Raw genomic sequence first — 15,633 nt, forward strand, 5'->3', positions numbered from 1 at the left:
GAGTAAGGTCGGGCGCAATGCGGTCCCGAGCTAACCTGAAGACCGTTTGAGGGCTTATCACATGCCAAGACGTCGTGTAGCAGCCAAGCGCGAAGTGCTTGATGATCCAAAATACGGAAGCCAAATCCTGGCCAAGTTCATGAACCACGTGATGGAAAGCGGCAAGAAAGCCGTTGCCGAGCGTATCGTTTATGGCGCCCTGGACAAGGTTAAAGAGCGTAAGAACAGCGATCCCCTGGAAATCTTCGAGAAAGCTCTCGACGCCATCGCTCCGCTGGTCGAAGTGAAGTCGCGCCGTGTAGGCGGTGCTACTTACCAGGTTCCGGTCGAAGTTCGTCCGTCCCGTCGTAATGCTCTTGCCATGCGCTGGCTGGTAGATTTCGCCCGTAAGCGTGGCGAGAAGTCTATGGCTCTGCGTTTGGCTGGTGAGTTGCTGGATGCCGCTGAAGGCAAAGGTGCTGCAGTTAAGAAGCGTGAAGACGTGCACCGTATGGCTGAAGCCAACAAGGCTTTCTCGCACTACCGCTTCTAATTATCGCGCTTCTAAATTTGCGAGGGCTTTATGGCTCGTACTACACCGATTAACCGTTACCGTAACATCGGTATCGTGGCTCACGTGGATGCGGGTAAAACCACGACCACTGAGCGTGTGCTTTTCTATACTGGCAAAAGCCACAAGATGGGCGAGGTGCATGACGGCGCCGCGACCACAGACTGGATGGTGCAGGAGCAGGAGCGTGGTATTACCATCACTTCGGCTGCTATTACCGCCTTCTGGAAAGGTTCCGAGAAGCAGTACAAAGATGAGCATCGCTTCAACGTAATTGATACCCCCGGCCACGTTGACTTCACCATTGAAGTTGAGCGTTCGCTGCGTGTACTCGACGGCGCGGTCGTTGTGTTCTGCGGTACTTCGGGCGTTGAGCCTCAGTCGGAAACCGTATGGCGTCAGGCCAACAAGTACGGCGTTCCACGTCTTGTTTACGTCAACAAGATGGACCGTGCTGGTGCTGACTTCCTGCGCGTTATCGGTCAGATCAAGCAGCGTCTGGGTCACACCCCGGTGCCGATCCAGCTGGCCATCGGTGCAGAAGACAACTTCCAGGGTCAGATCGATCTGATCAACATGCAAGCTGTCTACTGGAACGATGCCGACAAAGGTATGGTCCCTGTTCGCAAGGACATTCCAGCTGAATTGCTGGAAGAAGCCGAGAAGTGGCGCGGCAACATGGTTGAGGCTGCGGCCGAAGCCAACGAAGAGCTGATGAACAAGTACCTCGAAGGTGAAGAGCTCACCATCGAAGAAATTAAGGGTGCTCTGCGTCAGCGTACTATCGCTGGCGAAATCGTTCTGGCTGTTTGCGGTTCTTCCTTCAAGAACAAGGGTGTTCCCCTGGTTCTCGACGCCGTAATCGACTTCCTGCCTGCTCCTACCGACATTCCTGCTATCAAGGGTTCCAACCCAGATAACGAGGAAGAGGAAATGGAGCGTCATGCAAGTGATGACGAACCGTTCGCGGCGCTGGCGTTCAAGATCGCCACCGACCCATTCGTGGGTACCTTGACCTTCGTCCGCGTTTACTCGGGCGTGTTGGCATCCGGCGACGGCGTGATCAACTCGGTTAAAGGTAAGAAAGAGCGCGTGGGTCGTATGGTGCAGATGCACGCAAACGCCCGCGAAGAGATCAAGGAAGTACGTGCTGGTGACATCGCGGCCTTGATCGGCATGAAGGACGTCACCACTGGTGAGACTCTGTGCAACGCTGACAAGCCAATCATCCTGGTTCGCATGGACTTCCCGGAGCCGGTTATCTCGGTTGCCGTAGAGCCTAAGACCAAGGACGACCAGGAAAAAATGGGTATCGCACTGGGCAAGCTTGCTCAGGAAGACCCGTCTTTCCGCGTCAAAACTGATGAAGAGACTGGTCAGACGATCATCTCCGGTATGGGCGAGTTGCACCTGGACATCCTGGTCGACCGCATGCGCCGCGAGTTCAACGTCGAAGCCAACATCGGTAAGCCTCAGGTTTCTTATCGTGAGCGCATCACGAAGAGCTGTGAAATCGAAGGCAAGTTCGTTCGTCAGTCCGGTGGTCGTGGTCAGTTCGGTCACTGCTGGGTCCGCTTTGCACCTGCTGACGAAGGTCAGGAAGGTCTGCAGTTCCTGAACGAAGTCGTAGGTGGTGTGATTCCGAAGGAATACATCCCGGCGATCCAGAAGGGTATCGAAGAGCAGATGAAGAACGGCGTTGTTGCCGGTTATCCGCTGATCGGCCTGAAGGCTACCGTGTTCGATGGTTCCTACCACGACGTCGACTCCAACGAGATGGCGTTCAAGGTGGCTGCATCCATGGCGACCAAGCAACTGGCCCAGAAGGGCGGTGGTGAGTTGCTCGAGCCGATCATGGCGGTAGAGGTTGTTACCCCAGAAGACTACATGGGTGATGTGATGGGCGACCTTAACCGTCGTCGCGGCATGATCCTGGGTATGGAAGACACGATCTCCGGCAAGGTGATTCGTGCTGAAGTTCCGCTGGGTGAGATGTTCGGTTATGCGACCGACGTCCGTTCCATGTCTCAGGGTCGCGCAAGCTACTCCATGGAATTCAAAAAATACAATACGGCTCCGTCGCACATCGTCGAGTCGGTAACCAAAAAACAAGGCTGATTCAGCCCCTTTAAGCTAGGAGTTAATTGTCGTGGCTAAAGAAAAATTTGAACGTAACAAACCGCACGTCAACGTTGGCACTATCGGTCACGTTGACCACGGTAAAACCACTCTGACCGCTGCTCTGACCCGCGTCTGCTCCGAAGTATTCGGTTCGGCCAAGGTTGACTTCGACAAGATCGACAGCGCCCCAGAAGAAAAAGCTCGCGGCATCACCATCAACACCGCTCACGTTGAATACGATTCGTCTGTGCGTCACTACGCACACGTTGACTGCCCGGGTCACGCCGACTACGTAAAAAACATGATCACTGGTGCTGCGCAGATGGACGGCGCTATCCTGGTTTGCTCGGCCGCTGATGGTCCGATGCCGCAAACTCGTGAGCACATCCTGCTGTCCCGTCAGGTAGGCGTTCCGTACATCGTTGTCTTCCTGAACAAGGCTGACATGGTTGATGACGCTGAGCTGCTGGAACTGGTTGAAATGGAAGTGCGCGACCTGCTCAGCACTTACGATTTCCCAGGCGACGACACTCCGATCATCATCGGTTCCGCTCTGATGGCTCTGAACGGTCAAGACGACAACGAAATGGGCACCAGCGCTGTTAAGAAGCTGGTTGAAACTCTGGACAGCTACATCCCAGAGCCAGTTCGTGCAATCGACAAGCCGTTCCTGATGCCAATCGAAGACGTATTCTCGATCTCCGGTCGTGGCACCGTGGTAACTGGTCGTATCGAGCGCGGTATCGTCAAGATCCAGGAAGAAATCGAGATCGTTGGTCTGCGTGACACCACCAAGACCACCTGTACCGGTGTTGAAATGTTCCGCAAGCTGCTCGACGAAGGTCGTGCTGGCGAGAACTGCGGCGTTCTGCTGCGCGGCACCAAGCGTGACGACGTAGAGCGTGGTCAGGTTCTGGTCAAGCCAGGCTCGGTTAAGCCGCACACCACCTTCACTGCAGAAGTGTATGTGTTGAGCAAAGAAGAAGGCGGTCGTCACACTCCGTTCTTCAAAGGCTATCGTCCTCAGTTCTACTTCCGTACTACTGACGTAACTGGTAACTGCGAACTGCCGGAAGGCGTTGAGATGGTAATGCCAGGTGACAACATCCAGATGACTGTCACTCTGATCAAGACCATCGCAATGGAAGAAGGTCTGCGTTTCGCCATTCGTGAAGGCGGTCGTACCGTCGGCGCCGGCGTCGTAGCCAAAATCATCGCGTAAGTGATGGTTTGAGAAAAAGCCCCCGCTTGCGGGGGCTTTTTTATTGGGTTGACACCTGCTAGGGGCGTCTATAGAATCACGCCTCCTTTTAACGGGCGTATTGCGTCCGTTGGGAATAGCAGCTTGGAATCTGAGGTCAAAATGCAAAACCAACAAATCCGTATTCGGTTGAAGGCTTTTGACCATCGCCTGATCGATCAATCAACCCAGGAAATCGTGGAAACCGCGAAACGTACTGGTGCTCAGGTGCGTGGTCCTATTCCTCTGCCTACCCGCAAAGAGCGGTTCACCGTACTGACCTCGCCACACGTCAACAAAGACGCGCGCGATCAGTTCGAGATCCGTACTCATAAGCGTGTTCTGGACATCGTCCAGCCAACGGATAAAACCGTTGACGCGCTGATGAAGCTTGATCTTGCGGCTGGTGTGGAAGTGCAGATCAGCCTCGGCTAAGACCGCTTTAGGTTTTAGTCGTGTAACGCTCTGAAATGGGCGGCCATAGCGGGTGAAAGCCCCGTACACTCATGAGGTTACAACATGACTATTGGTGTAGTCGGTCGAAAGGCGGGTATGACCCGTATTTTCACCGAAGAAGGTGTCTCCATTCCGGTTACGGTCATTGAGATCGAGCCGAATCGCGTCACTCAGTTCAAAACTGAAGAGTCCGATGGCTATCGTGCAGTGCAAGTCACTGTCGGCGAGCGTCGTGCTTCACGTGTCAGCAAGGCGCAAGCCGGTCACTTCGCTAAGGCGAATGTCGCGGCAGGTCGTACTGTTATGGAATTCCGTCTTGAAGAAGGCGAGTACCAGGCAGGTGATCTGATCAACGCTGAAATATTCCAAGCTGGTCAACTGGTGGATGTCACCGGTCAGTCCAAAGGTAAAGGCTTTGCCGGTACCATCAAGCGTTGGAACTTCCGCGGCCAAGACAACACTCACGGTAACTCCGTGTCCCACCGTGTTCCGGGTTCCATTGGCCAGTGCCAGACTCCGGGTCGCGTATTCAAGGGCAAAAAAATGTCCGGTCATATGGGCGCTGAGCGCGTGACCGTGCAGTCCCTGGAAGTAGTGCGGGTTGACGCTGAACGCAATCTGTTGCTGGTCAAGGGTGCTGTTCCTGGCGCTACTGGCGGCAACCTGGTTGTACGTCCAGCGGCCAAGGCTCGCGGTTAAGGGGAAGCTGACATGCAATTAAATGTAAATGGCGCTCAAGCAATCGAAGTATCCGAAGCCACTTTTGGCGGCGCATACAACGAGACCCTGGTTCACCAAGCAGTTGTGGCCTACATGGCCGGCGGCCGTCAGGGCAGCAAGCAGCAGAAGACTCGTTCCGACGTATCCGGTGGCGGTAAGCGCCCTTGGCGTCAGAAGGGTACTGGCCGTGCTCGTGCAGGTACCACTCGTGGTCCGATCTGGCGTGGCGGTGGTGTGACCTTCGCGGCTCGTCCGCAGAATCACGATCAAAAGCTGAACAAGAAAATGTATCGCGCTGCATTGCGTTCGATTCTTGCCGAGCTGGTTCGTACTGATCGTTTGATCGTCGTCGAAGACTTCAGCGTTGAAGCTCCGAAGACTAAAGAACTGTTGGGCAAGTTGAATGGCATGGGTCTGACCGATGTGCTGATCGTGTCCGATGCTATTGATGAGAATCTGTACCTGGCTGCTCGCAACCTGCCACACGTTGATGTCCGTGACGTGCAAGGTTCCGATCCAGTTAGTCTGATCGCGTATGAAAAGGTGCTGGTCACCGTTTCTGCCGTGAAGAAATTCGAGGAGCTGCTGGGATGAACCAGGAACGCGTATTTAAAGTGCTGCTTGGCCCGCACATCTCCGAGAAGGCCACGGTTCTCGCTGACAAGAAAAGTCAGTTCGTTTTCAAGGTTGCAACCGATGCAACCAAGCTGGAAATCAAGAAGGCCGTCGAAAGCCTGTTCAACGTGAATGTTGCTGCTGTTAATACCGTGAATGTTCTCGGTAAGACCAAGCGCAATGCTCGCGGCCTGGGCAAGCGTAACGACTGGAAGAAAGCGATCATTTCGCTTCAGCCAGGCCAAGATCTCGATTTCGCCAGCAGTGCTGAGTAAGGAAGGGGTGCATCATGGCAATCGTTAAATGCAAACCGACTTCCCCTGGCCGCCGTTTTGTGGTCAAGGTGGTCAATCAGGAGCTGCATAAAGGCGCTCCTTACGCTCCGCTGCTTGAGAAGAAGTCGAAGACTGGCGGTCGTAACAACAATGGTCGTATCACCACCCGTCATATCGGTGGTGGCCACAAGCAGCATTACCGTCTGGTCGATTTCCGTCGCAACGACAAAGATGGCATTCCAGCCACTGTCGAGCGTATTGAATACGATCCGAACCGTACCGCACACATCGCTCTGCTGATGTATGCAGACGGCGAGCGTCGCTACATCATCGCCCCTAAAGGCGTAAGTGCTGGCGATCAGCTGGTAGCTGGCATCATGGCTCCGATCAAACCGGGCAACAGTCTGCAACTGCGCAACATTCCAGTTGGTAGCACTGTTCACGGTATCGAACTGAAGCCGGGTAAAGGTGCTCAGATCGCTCGTTCCGCTGGTGCTTCGGCTCAGCTGATTGCGCGTGAAGGTGTCTACGTGACCCTGCGTCTGCGTTCCGGTGAGATGCGTAAAGTACTGGCCGAGTGCCGTGCGACCCTGGGCGAAGTCTCGAACTCCGAGCACAGCCTGCGTTCGCTGGGTAAAGCTGGTGCCAAACGCTGGCGTGGCGTTCGCCCAACCGTTCGTGGTGTTGCCATGAACCCGGTTGACCACCCACATGGTGGTGGTGAAGGTCGTACCTCTGGTGGTCGTCATCCGGTGTCTCCATGGGGCTTCCCGACGAAGGGCGCGAAGACTCGTGGTAACAAACGCACCGACAACATGATCGTCCGTCGTCGCAAGTAAATAGAGGGATACGACAGTGCCACGTTCTCTGAAAAAAGGTCCTTTTATTGATCTTCACCTACTGAAGAAGATCGAAGTGGCGGTGGAAAAGAATGATCGCAAGCCGGTGAAAACCTGGTCGCGCCGTTCGATGATCCTGCCACAAATGGTCGGTCTGACCATCGCTGTACATAACGGTCGTCAACATGTCCCAGTTCTCGTGAACGAAGACATGGTCGGTCACAAACTGGGCGAATTTGCCGGCACTCGTACCTATCGTGGGCACGTGGCTGACAAGAAAGCCAAGCGTTAAGGGGTTAGGAAATGGAAGTAGCCGCTAAGTTGTCGGGCGCTCGCATCTCCGCCCAAAAAGCCCGCTTGGTCGCTGACCAGATTCGTGGGAAGAAGGTGGGCGAAGCGCTCAACCTCCTGGCTTTCAGCAGTAAGAAAGCCGCCGAGATCATCAAGAAAGTGCTGGAGTCGGCTGTAGCCAACGCCGAGCACAACGAAGGCGCAGATGTTGATGACTTGAAGGTCAGCACCGTTTTCGTCAACGAAGGGCGTTCGCTGAAGCGCATCATGCCGCGTGCCAAAGGCCGCGCTGATCGCATCGTCAAGCGGTCTTGCCATATCACTGTCAAGGTTGCGGACAAGTAACGGAGTCGATCAGATGGGTCAGAAAGTACATCCCATTGGCATTCGCCTGGGAATCGTCAAGGAGCACACCTCCGTCTGGTACGCCAGCGGTCGGACTTATGCGGACTATTTGTTCGCTGATCTGAAGGTGCGTGAGTATCTCCAAGACAAACTAAAAAGCGCGTCCGTAAGCCGTATCGACATTGCTCGCCCGGCTCAAACCGCACGTATCACCATCCACACCGCTCGTCCCGGTATCGTTATCGGTAAGAAAGGTGAAGATGTTGAGAAGCTGCGTCAGGACCTGACCAAGCAAATGGGTGTGCCTGTGCACATCAATATCGAAGAGATCCGCAAGCCGGAGCTCGACGGTATGCTGGTTGCGCAGAGCGTAGCTCAGCAGCTGGAGCGTCGTGTGATGTTCCGTCGCGCTATGAAACGCGCTGTACAGAACGCCATGCGCATTGGTGCCAAGGGCATCAAAATCCAAGTGAGCGGTCGTCTCGGCGGTGCTGAAATTGCACGTACCGAATGGTATCGCGAAGGTCGTGTGCCGTTGCACACCCTGCGTGCCGATATCGACTATGCCACGTACGAAGCGCACACCACTTACGGTGTGATCGGTGTCAAGGTTTGGATCTTCAAAGGCGAAGTGATTGGTGGCCTTAAAGAAGAACTGAAACCCCAAGCGCCTGCGCCTCGTAAAAAAGCTGCTAAGTAAGGAGTACGCAAAATGTTGCAACCAAAGCGTACGAAGTTCCGTAAGCAGATGACCGGCCACAACCGTGGTCTGGCTCAGCGCGGTAGCAAAGTCAGCTTCGGCGAATTTGCTCTGAAGTCTGTTGCCCGCGGTCGTCTCACCGCCCGTCAGATTGAGTCCGCTCGTCGTGCTCTGACTCGTCACGTTAAGCGTGGCGGGAAAATCTGGATTCGCGTTTTCCCGGACAAGCCGATCTCCAAGAAGCCTCTTGAAGTGCGGATGGGTAAAGGGAAGGGTAGCGTTGAATATTGGGTAGCCCAGATCCAGCCAGGCAAAGTCCTGTATGAGATCGAAGGCGTTTCCGAAGAGTTGGCGCGTGAGGCTTTCGCCCTGGCTGCTGCAAAGCTGCCACTCGCCACCACTTTTGTTAAGCGGACGGTGATGTGATGAAGGCGAATGAACTTCGTGAAAAATCAGCACAGCAGCTGAACGAGCAACTGCTCGGCCTGCTGCGCGACCAGTTCAATCTGCGTATGCAGAAAGCAACTGGCCAGTTGGGGCAGTCTCACCTGCTCTCGCAAGTTAAGCGCGACATCGCTCGTGTGAAAACTGTGCTCAACCAGCAGGCAGGTAAGTGATCATGGCTGAAGCCGAAAAAACAGTCCGTACGCTGACCGGCCGTGTCGTCAGCGACAAGATGGACAAGACCATCACCGTATTGATCGAGCGTCGCGTTAAGCACCCGATCTACGGCAAATATGTCAAGCGTTCGACCAAGCTGCACGCACACGACGAAACCAACCAGAGCAAGATCGGTGACAAAGTTTCCATTCGCGAAACTCGTCCCGTTGCCAAGACTAAGTCTTGGGCGCTGGTTGAGATCCTCGAACGCGCAGTGGACGTCTAAGGGCTAAGGGTCGGAGAAATTATATGATTCAGACTCAATCCATGCTCGACGTCGCTGACAACAGCGGTGCTCGTCGCGTTATGTGTATCAAGGTGCTGGGCGGTTCGCACCGCCGTTATGCTGGCATCGGCGACATCATCAAAGTCACCGTTAAGGAAGCAATTCCGCGCGGTAAAGTGAAGAAAGGCCAAGTGATGACTGCTGTTGTAGTCCGCACTCGTCACGGCGTTCGTCGCCCTGATGGCTCGATCATTCGCTTTGATGGCAACGCTGCTGTTCTGCTGAACAACAAGCAAGAGCCAATTGGCACTCGTATTTTTGGGCCAGTGACTCGTGAACTTCGTACTGAGAAGTTCATGAAGATCGTCTCGCTCGCCCCTGAAGTGCTCTAAGGAGATCCGACATGCAAAAGATTCGTCGTGACGACGAGATCATCGTGATCGCCGGTAAAGACAAAGGTAAGCGTGGCAAGGTGCTCAAGGTTCTCGCTGACGACCGTTTGGTCGTTGGTGGGATCAACCTGGTGAAGCGCCATACCAAGCCGAACCCGATGTCGGGCGTTCAGGGCGGTATCGTCGAGAAAGAAGCGCCAATGCACGCTTCTAACGTGGCCATCTTCAATGGCGAAACCAACAAGGCTGATCGCGTTGGTTTCAAAGTAGAAGAAGGTAAAAAAATTCGTGTCTTCAAGTCGACCCAAAAAGCGGTTGATGCTTGAACACTGCTAGGTAGAAGACCATGGCACGACTAAAAGAGATTTATCGGAAAGAAATCGCTCCCAAGCTTAAGGAAGAACTTAAGCTTGCCAACGTGATGGAAGTTCCGCGTATCACCAAGATCACCCTTAACATGGGCCTGGGCGAAGCAATCGGTGACAAGAAAATCATCGAGCACGCTGTTGCCGACCTGGAAAAGATTACCGGTCAGAAAGTCGTTGTGACTCATGCCCGTAAGTCGATTGCAGGCTTCAAGGTTCGTGAGGGCTGGCCGATCGGCGTTAAAGTAACTCTGCGCCGTGAGCGTATGTACGAGTTCCTGGATCGTCTGCTGTCCATCTCCCTGCCGCGCGTGCGTGACTTCCGCGGCCTGAATGCCAAGTCCTTCGATGGTCGTGGCAACTACAGCATGGGCGTGAAAGAGCAGATCATCTTCCCGGAAATCGACTACGACAAGATCGATGCTCTGCGTGGTCTGGACATTACCCTGACCACCACTGCTCGTACGGATGATGAAGGTCGCGCCTTGCTGCGTGCTTTCAAATTCCCGTTCCGCAACTGATTGGAGTTGGATCATGGCCAAAACCAGCATGAAAAACCGCGAGCTGAAGCGTCAGCAAACGGTAGCCAAGTACGCTAAGAAGCGTGCCGAGCTGAAAGCTACCATCGCCGATCTGAACGCCAGTCCAGAAGCGCGTTGGGCAGCACAAGTAGCGCTGCAGAAGCAGCCGCGTGACGCCAGCGCTTCGCGCCTGCGTAATCGCTGCCGCATTACCGGTCGTCCGCACGGCGTTTATCGCAAGTTCGGTCTGTCGCGTATCAAGCTGCGTGAAGCTGCAATGCGTGGTGATGTACCAGGTCTGGTTAAAGCCAGCTGGTAAAAAACAAAGCCGGCCTTGTGCCGGCTTTGTCTTATCTGTGAATCAGGCCCCTTTGGGGCTTGATTCATTTTTGATCAGTCTCTAGAATGCTCGGCTCGCCTGAGCCTGGGTTCAATTTTTCTCAGAATTCTCAGCGACTGTAGCCGCAAGGCTAATTCTTTTTGTATCAGGAGCGTCTAGCCCATGAGTATGCAGGACCCGTTAGCGGACATGCTAACTCGTATCCGTAATGCCCAGATGGCTGAAAAGTCCGTCGTAAGCATGCCGTCTTCCACGTTGAAGGTGGCTGTAGCCAAAGTTTTGAAAGACGAAGGTTATATTGCGGGTTATCAGATCAGCGGTGAAGTTAAGCCGCAGCTGTCCATCGAGCTGAAATACTTCGAAGGCCGTCCGGTTATCGAAGAAGTTAAGCGCGTTAGCCGTCCAGGCCTTCGCCAATACAAATCCGTCGATGATCTGCCGAAAGTTCGTGGCGGTCTCGGTGTATCCATCGTCTCCACCAACAAGGGTGTGATGACGGACCGCGCTGCGCGCGCTGCCGGTGTCGGCGGCGAAGTGCTTTGCACAGTGTTCTAAGGGGGGATAAGCATGTCTCGCGTTGCTAAGAACCCCGTAAAGCTGCCCGCTGGTGTTGAGATCAAACTCGCCGGCCAACAGCTTTCGGTAAAGGGTGCCAAGGGCACTCTCGAACTGAACGTTCACTCGTCCGTTGAAGTTCTGCAAGAAGCCGGTGAGCTGCGTTTCGCTGCTCGCAATGGTGATCAGCAGACTCGTGCAATGGCCGGTACCACTCGCGCCCTGGTCAACAATATGGTGATCGGTGTTAGCACTGGCTTCGAGCGTAAGCTGCAGCTGGTTGGTGTTGGTTACAAAGCGCAAGCCAAAGGTCAGGTGCTGAACCTCGCTCTCGGCTTCTCCCATCCGATCGACTATGAGTTGCCGGACGGTGTAGTTGCTGAAACCCCGAACCAGACCGAGATCCTGATCAAGGGTGTCGACAAACAACTGGTTGGTCAGGTCGCTGCGGAGATTCGTGACTTCCGTCGTCCTGAACCTTATAAGGGCAAAGGTGTTCGTTACGCTGACGAAGTCGTCCGCCGTAAAGAAGCCAAGAAGAAGTAGGGCATAGCAAATGACCGACAAAAAAGTTACTCGACTGCGTCGCGCTCGCAAAGCACGCCTGAAAATGCACGAGCTCGAAGCCGTGCGTCTCTGCGTGTATCGCTCTTCGCAGCACATCTATGCCCAGGTCATTTCGGCCGACGGCAGCAAGGTTCTGGCCAGCGCCTCTACCTTGGACAAAGCACTGCGTGACGGCGCCACTGGCAACGTCGACGCGGCCAAGAAAGTTGGCGAACTGGTTGCCGAGCGTGCGAAAGCCGCTGGTGTAACTCAGGTTGCATTCGACCGTTCTGGCTTCAAGTACCACGGCCGCGTCAAGGCGCTGGCTGATGCTGCTCGTGAAGGCGGGCTGGAGTTCTAAGTTATGGCAAATAACGACCAAAAGCGCGACGAAGGCTATATCGAGAAGCTGGTACAGGTTAACCGCGTTGCCAAGACCGTTAAGGGTGGCCGTATCTTCACTTTCACCGCGTTGACCGTGGTTGGTGATGGTAAGGGTCGCGTCGGTTTCGGCCGTGGTAAATCCCGTGAAGTGCCTGCTGCCATCCAGAAAGCGATGGAAGCTGCTCGTCGCAACATGATCCAGGTTGATCTGAACGGCACCACTCTGCAGTACGCAATGAAGTCTGCTCATGGCGCCTCCAAGGTGTATATGCAGCCTGCTTCTGAAGGTACCGGCATCATCGCCGGCGGCGCTATGCGTGCCGTTCTGGAAGTGGCTGGCGTGCAGAACGTTCTGGCTAAGTGCTACGGCTCGACTAACCCAGTGAACGTGGTGTACGCCACTTTCAAAGGTTTGAAAGCTATGCAGTCGCCAGGTTCTGTTGCGGCTAAGCGTGGCAAGAGCGTCGAGGAGATTCTCTAATCATGGCTAATACCGTAAAAGTCACGCTGATCAAAAGCATGACCGGCCGCATCCCTAACCATAAGCTCTGCGTTAAGGGTCTGGGTCTGCGTCGCATCGGTCACACCGTAGAAGTGCTGGATACTCCCGAGAATCGCGGGATGATCAACAAGGCTTACTACATGCTGCGAGTCGAGGGTTAATACATGTACCTGAACGATTTGAGTCCTGCGCCGGGTTCCCGTCGCGAGAAGCACCGTCCGGGCCGTGGTATCGGTAGCGGTTTGGGTAAGACTGGTGGCCGCGGCCACAAAGGTCAAACCTCCCGCTCCGGTGGCACCATTGCTCCGGGTTTCGAAGGCGGCCAGCAGCCTCTGCACCGCCGTCTGCCTAAGTTCGGTTTCGTTTCTTTGAAGGCTATGGATCGCGCACAAGTGCGTACTTCCGAGCTGAATAAAATCGAAGGCGGCATTGTTACTCTGCAGTCGCTGAAGGATGCCAACCTGATCAACCAAAACGTACAGCGTGTGAAAGTCATGCTGTCCGGCGAAGTTACTCAGGCAGTCACCCTTAAAGGTATCGCCGTCACCAAAGGTGCGCGCGCGGCTATCGAAGCAGCTGGCGGTAAGTTCGAGGAATAAATGGCTAAGCAAGGTGCTCTCTCAGCGCTCAGCAATGGCGGGTTGTCCGAACTCTGGGCTCGTTTGCGCTTTCTGTTCATGGCGATCATCGTCTATCGGATAGGTGCACACATCCCAGTTCCAGGTATCAATCCGGACCGGCTAGCGGACCTGTTTCGACAGAATGAGGGGACCATTCTTAGCTTGTTCAACATGTTTTCCGGCGGCGCGCTGGAGCGCATGAGCATTTTTGCACTGGGGATCATGCCGTACATTTCGGCGTCGATCATCATGCAGCTCATGACCGCTGTTAGCCCGCAGCTGGAGCAGTTGAAGAAGGAAGGTGAAGCTGGCCGTCGCAAGATTAGCCAGTACACCCGCTACGGCACCCTCGTCCTGGCTATTGTCCAAGCAGTCGGCATGTCCGTCGGCCTGGCCAGTCAGGGCGTAGCGTTTACAGTCGATTTCGGCTTCCACTTCGTTGCGGTCACCACTTTTGTGGCGGGTGCAATGTTCATGATGTGGCTGGGCGAGCAAATCACTGAGCGTGGTGTTGGCAACGGTATTTCGATGCTGATTTTTGCAGGCATCGTGGCCGGTCTGCCGTCGGCGATTGGGCAGTCTTTCGAGTCTGCTCGTCAGGGTGATATCAATATCTTTGCTCTGATTGCCATCGGTTTGCTGGCAGTAGCGATTATCGGTTTCGTGGTGTTCATTGAGCGTGGTCAGCGTCGCATTGCGGTGCACTACGCCAAGCGTCAGCAGGGCCGTAAGGTCTTCGCTGCGCAGACTAGCCACTTGCCGTTGAAGGTGAACATGGCGGGCGTTATCCCAGCTATTTTCGCCAGCAGCCTTCTGTTATTCCCGGCTTCGCTGGGTGCCTGGTTTGGTCAGTCTGAAGGTATGGGCTGGCTGCAGGATATTTCACAGGCTATCGCTCCTGGTCAGCCGTTGAACATTTTGCTGTTTAGTGCAGGGATCGTTTTCTTCTGCTTCTTCTATACAGCGTTGATGTTCAACCCGAAAGACGTAGCGGAGAACCTGAAGAAGTCCGGTGCCTTTATTCCGGGTATCCGTCCCGGTGAGCAATCGGCGCGCTATATCGATGGCGTGTTGACTCGCTTGACCATGTTCGGTGCTCTGTACATGACGGCCGTATGCTTGTTGCCCCAGTTCCTGGTGGTGGCTGCCAACGTACCGTTCTATCTTGGCGGGACCTCGTTGCTGATCGTGGTCGTGGTTGTTATGGACTTTATGTCGCAAGTACAATCGCACCTCGTTTCGCACCAGTACGAATCCCTGATGAAGAAAGCCAACCTGAAGGGCTACGGCAGCGGCATGCTGCGCTGAAGTCCATAAGGTTCGAGGAGTTGGTGATGAAAGTTCGTGCATCGGTGAAAAAGCTGTGCCGTAACTGCAAGATTATCCGTCGCGAAGGTGTTGTTCGCGTCATTTGCAGCGCGGAGCCGCGTCACAAACAGCGCCAAGGCTGAGTGTGAGTGAAGTTACAAGCCCGGCAGCTAGTGCGCTGCCGGGTTGATTATTTGTTTCTACAGCGCTAATATCTCGCGCCCTATTTCTTGGCTTCCGGGGCGTAGGTAGCTGTCAATTGGAGTTCCACTGAATGGCCCGTATTGCAGGCGTTAACATTCCGGATAACAAGCACACTGTTATCTCGTTGACCTACATCTATGGTGTTGGTCGTACTACTGCACAGAAAGTCTGTGCTGCCGCCGGCGTTAATCCGGCTGCAAAGATCAAAGATCTCTCTGACGAGCAGATCGAGCAGCTGCGTGGCGAAGTAGCCAAGGTGAATACCGAAGGCGACCTGCGTCGTGAAGTGAACATGAAAATCAAGCGCTTGATGGACCTGGGTTGCTACCGCGGCCTGCGTCATCGTCGTGGTCTGCCGGCTCGCGGTCAGCGTACCAAGACCAACGCGCGTACCCGTAAGGGCCCGCGTAAGCCGATCCGCAAGTAATCGCATTCGCGCATCGACAGGAATCTAGTCATGGCAAAACCTGCTGCTCGTACTCGTAAGAAAGTCAAAAAGACGGTGGTTGATGGCATCGCCCACATCCACGCTTCTTTCAACAACACAATCGTGACCATTACTGACCGTCAGGGCAACGCTCTGTCTTGGGCTACCTCTGGTGGTTCGGGTTTCCGCGGTTCGCGTAAAAGCACCCCGTTCGCTGCCCAGGTGGCTGCTGAGCGTGCTGGTCAAGCTGCGCTGGAATACGGTCTGAAGAACCTCGACGTTAACGTCAAGGGCCCAGGTCCGGGTCGTGAGTCCGCTGTCCGTGCTTTGAACGGCTGCGGCTATAAGATCGCCAGCATCACCGATGTGACGCCAATCCCGCATAACGGGTGCCGTCCTTCGAAGAAGCGTCGCGTGTAATCAGGAGACAG

General features: G+C 54.7%; 28 protein-coding genes. All 28 read left to right on the forward strand.

Going from position 1 to position 15,633, the window contains the following annotated elements; translation table 11 throughout:
• The first annotated feature begins 61 nt into the window (after positions 1-61).
• The 28 genes from rpsG to rpsK all read left to right on the forward strand — a co-directional run bounded on the left by rpsG (position 62) and on the right by rpsK (position 15,622).
• A complete protein-coding gene (rpsG, locus tag HCI85_RS18805; protein WP_010490886.1) occupies positions 62-532 on the forward strand; it encodes a 30S ribosomal protein S7 in 471 nt (156 codons plus the stop codon).
• A 30-nt stretch (positions 533-562) separates the two neighbouring features.
• A complete protein-coding gene (fusA, locus tag HCI85_RS18810) occupies positions 563-2,668 on the forward strand; it encodes an elongation factor G (RefSeq protein WP_090256283.1) in 2,106 nt (701 codons plus the stop codon).
• A 31-nt stretch (positions 2,669-2,699) separates the two neighbouring features.
• Positions 2,700-3,893 carry an elongation factor Tu gene (gene tuf, locus HCI85_RS18815; RefSeq protein WP_090377379.1) on the forward strand — a complete coding sequence of 398 codons (1,194 nt, stop codon included), beginning with the start codon at positions 2,700-2,702 and terminating at the stop codon, positions 3,891-3,893.
• A 141-nt stretch (positions 3,894-4,034) separates the two neighbouring features.
• Positions 4,035-4,346 (forward strand): 30S ribosomal protein S10, encoded by a 312-nt coding sequence (gene rpsJ, locus HCI85_RS18820; RefSeq protein WP_010486970.1) that lies wholly within the window; start codon positions 4,035-4,037, stop codon positions 4,344-4,346.
• An 84-nt stretch (positions 4,347-4,430) separates the two neighbouring features.
• The gene (rplC, locus tag HCI85_RS18825) at positions 4,431-5,066 is read left to right on the forward strand and encodes a 50S ribosomal protein L3 (protein ID WP_090255807.1); all 636 of its coding nucleotides are present in this window, start codon (positions 4,431-4,433) and stop codon (positions 5,064-5,066) included.
• Between the two features lie 12 nt (positions 5,067-5,078).
• A complete protein-coding gene (rplD, locus tag HCI85_RS18830; RefSeq protein WP_090255805.1) occupies positions 5,079-5,681 on the forward strand; it encodes a 50S ribosomal protein L4 in 603 nt (200 codons plus the stop codon).
• Positions 5,678-5,977: a 50S ribosomal protein L23 gene (gene rplW, locus HCI85_RS18835; RefSeq protein ID WP_090255803.1), complete on the forward strand. Its 300-nt coding sequence runs from the start codon at positions 5,678-5,680 to the stop codon at positions 5,975-5,977. Before rplD ends, rplW begins: the two co-directional genes overlap by 4 nt.
• 14 nt (positions 5,978-5,991) lie before the next feature.
• On the forward strand, positions 5,992-6,816 hold the full coding sequence (gene rplB / locus HCI85_RS18840) for a 50S ribosomal protein L2 (protein ID WP_090255801.1): 825 nt from the start codon (positions 5,992-5,994) through the stop codon (positions 6,814-6,816).
• Between the two features lie 16 nt (positions 6,817-6,832).
• On the forward strand, positions 6,833-7,108 hold the full coding sequence (gene rpsS, locus HCI85_RS18845; protein ID WP_010486981.1) for a 30S ribosomal protein S19: 276 nt from the start codon (positions 6,833-6,835) through the stop codon (positions 7,106-7,108).
• 11 nt (positions 7,109-7,119) lie between these two features.
• Positions 7,120-7,452 (forward strand): 50S ribosomal protein L22, encoded by a 333-nt coding sequence (rplV, locus tag HCI85_RS18850; RefSeq protein WP_003210077.1) that lies wholly within the window; start codon positions 7,120-7,122, stop codon positions 7,450-7,452.
• A gap of 13 nt (positions 7,453-7,465) precedes the next feature.
• Complete coding sequence (gene rpsC, locus HCI85_RS18855) at positions 7,466-8,152, forward strand: 30S ribosomal protein S3 (RefSeq protein ID WP_069519907.1); 687 nt, start codon at positions 7,466-7,468, stop codon at positions 8,150-8,152.
• A 12-nt stretch (positions 8,153-8,164) separates the two neighbouring features.
• Entirely contained in the window at positions 8,165-8,578 is a 414-nt protein-coding gene (gene rplP, locus HCI85_RS18860) for a 50S ribosomal protein L16 (protein ID WP_090255798.1), read from the forward strand.
• On the forward strand, positions 8,578-8,769 hold the full coding sequence (gene rpmC, locus HCI85_RS18865; protein ID WP_002555481.1) for a 50S ribosomal protein L29: 192 nt from the start codon (positions 8,578-8,580) through the stop codon (positions 8,767-8,769). Before rplP ends, rpmC begins: the two co-directional genes overlap by 1 nt.
• 2 nt (positions 8,770-8,771) lie before the next feature.
• Positions 8,772-9,038, forward strand: a complete 267-nt coding sequence (gene rpsQ, locus HCI85_RS18870; RefSeq protein WP_090255823.1) for a 30S ribosomal protein S17 — start codon at positions 8,772-8,774, stop codon at positions 9,036-9,038.
• Positions 9,039-9,061: 23 nt separating this feature from the next.
• A complete protein-coding gene (gene rplN / locus HCI85_RS18875) occupies positions 9,062-9,430 on the forward strand; it encodes a 50S ribosomal protein L14 (RefSeq protein WP_003281831.1) in 369 nt (122 codons plus the stop codon).
• 11 nt (positions 9,431-9,441) lie between these two features.
• The gene (gene rplX / locus HCI85_RS18880) at positions 9,442-9,756 is read left to right on the forward strand and encodes a 50S ribosomal protein L24 (RefSeq protein WP_167147115.1); all 315 of its coding nucleotides are present in this window, start codon (positions 9,442-9,444) and stop codon (positions 9,754-9,756) included.
• A 20-nt stretch (positions 9,757-9,776) separates the two neighbouring features.
• The gene (gene rplE, locus HCI85_RS18885; protein ID WP_090255796.1) at positions 9,777-10,316 is read left to right on the forward strand and encodes a 50S ribosomal protein L5; all 540 of its coding nucleotides are present in this window, start codon (positions 9,777-9,779) and stop codon (positions 10,314-10,316) included.
• Between the two features lie 13 nt (positions 10,317-10,329).
• Positions 10,330-10,635 (forward strand): 30S ribosomal protein S14, encoded by a 306-nt coding sequence (gene rpsN, locus HCI85_RS18890; RefSeq protein ID WP_090255793.1) that lies wholly within the window; start codon positions 10,330-10,332, stop codon positions 10,633-10,635.
• Between the two features lie 183 nt (positions 10,636-10,818).
• Positions 10,819-11,211, forward strand: a complete 393-nt coding sequence (gene rpsH, locus HCI85_RS18895) for a 30S ribosomal protein S8 (RefSeq protein WP_069519903.1) — start codon at positions 10,819-10,821, stop codon at positions 11,209-11,211.
• Between the two features lie 12 nt (positions 11,212-11,223).
• Complete coding sequence (rplF, locus tag HCI85_RS18900) at positions 11,224-11,757, forward strand: 50S ribosomal protein L6 (protein WP_160089362.1); 534 nt, start codon at positions 11,224-11,226, stop codon at positions 11,755-11,757.
• Between the two features lie 10 nt (positions 11,758-11,767).
• Positions 11,768-12,118: a 50S ribosomal protein L18 gene (gene rplR / locus HCI85_RS18905; protein WP_003293038.1), complete on the forward strand. Its 351-nt coding sequence runs from the start codon at positions 11,768-11,770 to the stop codon at positions 12,116-12,118.
• 3 nt (positions 12,119-12,121) lie between these two features.
• On the forward strand, positions 12,122-12,622 hold the full coding sequence (rpsE, locus tag HCI85_RS18910; protein ID WP_090255789.1) for a 30S ribosomal protein S5: 501 nt from the start codon (positions 12,122-12,124) through the stop codon (positions 12,620-12,622).
• Positions 12,623-12,624: 2 nt separating this feature from the next.
• Positions 12,625-12,804, forward strand: coding sequence for a 50S ribosomal protein L30 (gene rpmD, locus HCI85_RS18915; RefSeq protein ID WP_079204534.1), 180 nt, complete (start codon positions 12,625-12,627; stop codon positions 12,802-12,804).
• A 3-nt stretch (positions 12,805-12,807) separates the two neighbouring features.
• Positions 12,808-13,242 carry a 50S ribosomal protein L15 gene (gene rplO, locus HCI85_RS18920; protein ID WP_090243121.1) on the forward strand — a complete coding sequence of 145 codons (435 nt, stop codon included), beginning with the start codon at positions 12,808-12,810 and terminating at the stop codon, positions 13,240-13,242.
• The gene (gene secY, locus HCI85_RS18925) at positions 13,243-14,571 is read left to right on the forward strand and encodes a preprotein translocase subunit SecY (RefSeq protein WP_090255788.1); all 1,329 of its coding nucleotides are present in this window, start codon (positions 13,243-13,245) and stop codon (positions 14,569-14,571) included.
• 26 nt (positions 14,572-14,597) lie between these two features.
• The gene (rpmJ, locus tag HCI85_RS18930; protein WP_002555468.1) at positions 14,598-14,714 is read left to right on the forward strand and encodes a 50S ribosomal protein L36; all 117 of its coding nucleotides are present in this window, start codon (positions 14,598-14,600) and stop codon (positions 14,712-14,714) included.
• Positions 14,715-14,845: 131 nt separating this feature from the next.
• Positions 14,846-15,202, forward strand: coding sequence for a 30S ribosomal protein S13 (gene rpsM / locus HCI85_RS18935; RefSeq protein WP_090255786.1), 357 nt, complete (start codon positions 14,846-14,848; stop codon positions 15,200-15,202).
• 30 nt (positions 15,203-15,232) lie between these two features.
• A complete protein-coding gene (gene rpsK, locus HCI85_RS18940; RefSeq protein WP_013789773.1) occupies positions 15,233-15,622 on the forward strand; it encodes a 30S ribosomal protein S11 in 390 nt (129 codons plus the stop codon).
• Positions 15,623-15,633 lie beyond the last annotated feature (11 nt).

Source organism: Pseudomonas sp. OTU750018, from assembly GCF_011636575.1.
In the GTDB taxonomy this organism is placed as follows: Bacteria; Pseudomonadota; Gammaproteobacteria; order Pseudomonadales; family Pseudomonadaceae; genus Aquipseudomonas; species Aquipseudomonas peli.